Origin of the sequence: uncultured Aquincola sp. (genome assembly GCF_964001545.1) — a bacterium.
Classification (GTDB): domain Bacteria; phylum Pseudomonadota; class Gammaproteobacteria; order Burkholderiales; family Burkholderiaceae_C; genus Aquincola.
The window spans coordinates 1-3,924 of record NZ_CAXFDV010000762.1 but is presented as its reverse complement, the minus strand read 5'-3'; the positions used below and the strand labels follow the sequence as shown (position 1 = coordinate 3,924).

Sequence of the window (3,924 nt, the reverse complement as noted above, 5' to 3'; positions counted from 1 at the left end):
GGTGCAGGTGCAGCTCAACGCCTCTGCCGGCACCGAAGCCCTGGCGCGCCTGGGCGGCCGCCTGGCCCGCCATGCCGCGCACCTGGACGACACCTCCCAAGAAGAAGCCCAGCCATGACTGCGAACCTTCAACAAGCCCAGGCCACCGCCCTGGCCGAACGCCTGGCCGCCAGCTTCGGCGAGCTGCTGATGGGCGGCCCCGCCGCCGATGCCGACGACCTGGCGCCCCTGACCGTGCTGCCCGCCGCCCAGGCCACCGCGCCTCAGCAGCTGGCCGCCGCCCACCCCGGCGGCCCCGCGGCGCGCCAGCAGGCACTGGCGCTGTACCGCCGCTGCCTGGCGCACTTCCGCCAGCGCGTGCAGGCCGGCATGCCGGAAGACGACGTCGGCCAGGCCGCCGCCTACTTCGTGCTGGCCTGCGTGGCTGCGCTGCAGGGCATCGACGTCAGCCCGGCGCAGTTGGCGCTGGTGGAACGGCAGATGCGCCGGCTGCTGGGCCAGCACCCGGCCTGGGTGCAGGCCAGCGCCACCGAGCGCCAGGCCTTGTTCGAGCAGTTCGCGGTGCTGGGCGTGCTGGTGGGCGAAAGCCAGCATGAGGCCCGTCGCCAGGGCCCGGCGGCCCGCGCCAACGTGCAACAGGCTGCGCGCGGCTACCTGCGCCAGCTGCTGGGTCTGCGGCCCGACCACCTGCAACTGGGCGACCACGGCCTGACGCTGCGTGTGCCGGTGCAGCCGCTGGCCGAGGCCTTGAAGGCAGCCCGCCCCGCATGAGCTCGGCCGCGATCAACCCCCTGGGCAGCGGCGACGCCGGCCTGGGCAGCCTGGCCGAACGCTGGCAGCAGGTGGCCGCGGCGGTGGCGCGCCCGGCTGAAGGCGCGGGTCAGCCGGGCGAAGCCACGGCGGCGGCCGGCTCGGCGGTTGGCGCCCCCGGTGCCCCGCCGGCGCCCGATGCGGCCCACCGCCTGCCGCCGACCAGCCCCGGCACGACCACCGGGGCGAGCCCCCGCGCCTCGATGTTCGACAGCCTGCCGCCGGCCCAGGCCAGCGCCGCGATGAGCGCAGCCGCCATGCCACCCGGCGCAGCGCCGGCTGCCCTCGCAGCGGCAGGCCCAGGCGCCCCTGCGCAAGCCGTGCACGCTGCAGCCTTGCTAGCCGCCGCCAACCCCGCCACCCGCCCGGCCAGTGCGCCGGCCGCAGCGGCCGACGGCGCGCCCCAGGCGATGCAGGCCACCCTCCCGGCCGCCAGCGGCGCGGCCGCTGCCGCGCTGGCGCAGCCACCCGCGAGCACCGGCACCACGCCACGCCCCACCGCCGACACGCTGCAGGTGCCGGTCGCGGTGTCGCCGCTGTTCACCACCTCCATGGCCCCGCTGCGTCGGCCGCCGTTGCCCAAGGCGCAACGACGGCCGGTGCAGCGGGTGCAGCCGCGTGGCGAAGAACACGGCCACGACGCGCCGCCCGACGACGACCCTGAAGACACCAACGCTGCCGACCACGCGGCCTTGGCCGCCACCGGTGCACCGGCCCAAAAAGCCGATGCACCGGTGCCCGGCACCGCCCCCGCGCAGCCCGATCTGCTGGCCTGGCGCGCCATGCTGCAGCAGGGCGGGCACCAAGCCCTGCTGCGCGAGCTGGACCTGCGCCGCCACATCCTGCTGGTGTGCCCGCAGCCCGCGTTGCCCGGCGACCTGCGCGACCGCGCCGTGGCCTGGCTGCTCGGCGGCCCGCAGCACACCGCGCTCGCACTGCCGGCGCGCTTCCTGGTGCCGGCAGGCCTCGGCCTGCCTGCTCAGTGGCGGCTGCACCGCACCGAAGGTGGCCCGCAGGACGGTCTGCGCAGCCGGCCCACCGCGGCCGGCATGCCCCCCGTCGCACCCACCGAAGGCCGGCCGCCGGGGCAGGGCGCCACCCCCGCCATCGGCTGCCGCATTACCTTCGGCGATCTGCCGCTGCTGCCCGACCCGCTGCACGCCCATCTGTCCCTGGCGCAGCCGCGCCGCTTCCTGCGCGCACTGGCCGGCCAATGGAGCCTGCTGCTGCTGGTGTGGCCAGACGGAGCCCCCGGATGACCGAGCTGCGCAGCCCCCGCCACCGCGCCGCCACCGCGCTGGACGATGCCCGCCGCCGCGAGCAGGAAGCGATGCGGCTGGCGCTGGACGCTTTCGATTGCGGCCTGGCGCTGGTGGACCTGACCCACCGCCGCCTGCCCTGGTGCAGCCCGGCCTTCAGCAGCCACTGCTGTGTGCAGGCCGAGGCGCCGCTGGCCGCGCTGGAGCCGCGGCTGCCCGGCCTCACCGACCTGCTGGTGCGCCTGGTGCGCGGCAGCGCCCTGCGGCTGGACCTGCCGGCCGATGCGCTGGCCGAAGGCATGCAAGCCCAGGCCACGCTGGTGCGCCCCGGGCTGGCCGCGGTGCGGCTGCTGTGGAGTGGCGATGCCGCACCGGCCGACCCCGCGCCCACCCCGCCGCACGACAGCCTGCCGGCCGCCTCTGCAGCCGTTCCTTCGACCGACGACCAGGCCGAAGCCGCCCGCCGCCACCTGGAAGACCGCGAGAAGCTGCTGTTCACCTCACGCACGCTGTCGGTGGGCGAGATGGCTTCCACGCTGGCGCACGAACTCAACCAGCCCATTGGCACCGTGGCCAATGTGCTGCGCGGCCTGCGCATGCGGCTGGAACGGCCCGCCGCCACCAGCCGCACCGACGACCTCTTGGCCGGCGTGCAGCTGGCCATGGATCAGGCGCTGTTCGCGTCTCGCATCATCGCCCGCATCCGCGAGTACACGCAGGCCCGCGGCCCGCGGCTGCAGCGGCTGGAGCTGGGCCAGGTGGTGCGTGAGTCGCTGGCCCTGCTCGATTGGGAAGTGCGCCGTGACGGCATCGAGGTGCAGCTGGAGCCCGCGCCGCGGCCCTGCCCGGTGCAGGGCGACGAGGTGATGTTGCAGCAGATCTTCGTCAACCTGATGCGCAATGCCATTGAGGCCATGCGCGACAACCCGGCCGATGCGCAGGGCCGCGTGCGGCGCCGGCTGTCGCTGCGGCTGAGCGTGGAGCGTTCGGGCCGGGAAGCGGTGCTGCGCTTGCGCGACAACGGCTGCGGCCTGCCCAGCGACGACGACGCCCAGCTCTTCGTGCCCTTCCAGTCCAGCAAGCCCAACGGCATGGGCATCGGACTCAACATCTGCCGATCGTTCGCCGAGCTGCATCAAGGCCGGCTCTGGTTCAGCCGCAACGAGGGGCCCGACGGCCAGCCCGAGCGCGGCTGCAGCTTCCACCTGGCGCTGCCGCTGCTGCCGGCCGATGCGCCCACCACCCCCGGGAGACCGACATGAACACCGCCCCCCACACCGCCGCTGCCGATACCCCGGCCCGCACCATCTTCATCGTCGACGACAACGCCGACTTCCGCAGCTCGGCCCACTGGTGGCTGGCCGGCGCGGGGTATGAAGTGGTGGACTATGCCGACCCGGCCGAAGCCCTGGCCGGCCTGCGCAGCGCGCGCCCCGCCGGCCCGGCCTGCGTGCTGCTGGACGTGCGCATGCCCGGCATGAGCGGCCTGGACCTGCACGACCGCCTGCGCGAGCAGGGCCTGCCCTGGCCGGTGGTCTACATGACCGGCCACGGCGACGTGCCGCTGGCGGTGCAGGCCATGCAGCGCGGCGCGGTGAGCTTCCTGGAAAAGCCGTTTGCCGACCAGGCGCTGGAAGAAGCGCTGGACCGCGCCTTCCACGCCAGCGCGGTGCCGGCCGCAGCGGTGGTGCCGGTGCAGGCACCCGAGCCCGCAGCTGCCCCCGTGGCCGACGACCCGGCTCGCCAGGCCTGGCAGCAGCGCCTGGCGCGCCTGACCCCGCGCGAGCGCGAGCTGCTGGGCTGGGTGGTGGAAGGCACGCTCAACAAGGTCATCGCCGACCGCATGGGCATCAGC

The 3,924-nt window shown here is 75.3% G+C and carries 4 protein-coding genes; all 4 read left to right on the top strand.

The genetic code is table 11. The features are described 5' to 3' along the window. Positions 1–114: 114 nt before the first annotated feature. The gene (locus tag ABNT58_RS26685; RefSeq protein WP_348756405.1) at positions 115–771 is read left to right on the top strand and encodes a DUF6683 family protein; all 657 of its coding nucleotides are present in this window, start codon (positions 115–117) and stop codon (positions 769–771) included. After that, positions 768–2,069, top strand: a complete 1,302-nt coding sequence (locus ABNT58_RS26680) for a hypothetical protein (RefSeq protein WP_348756404.1) — start codon at positions 768–770, stop codon at positions 2,067–2,069. Before ABNT58_RS26685 ends, ABNT58_RS26680 begins: the two co-directional genes overlap by 4 nt. Further along, a complete protein-coding gene (locus ABNT58_RS26675; RefSeq protein ID WP_348756403.1) occupies positions 2,066–3,331 on the top strand; it encodes a HAMP domain-containing sensor histidine kinase in 1,266 nt (421 codons plus the stop codon). The genes ABNT58_RS26680 and ABNT58_RS26675 overlap by 4 nt, the downstream gene beginning before the upstream one ends. Beyond that, positions 3,328–3,924: response regulator (locus ABNT58_RS26670; protein WP_348756402.1), on the top strand; the 597-nt coding region annotated here is incomplete at its 3' end. The genes ABNT58_RS26675 and ABNT58_RS26670, both read left to right, overlap by 4 nt.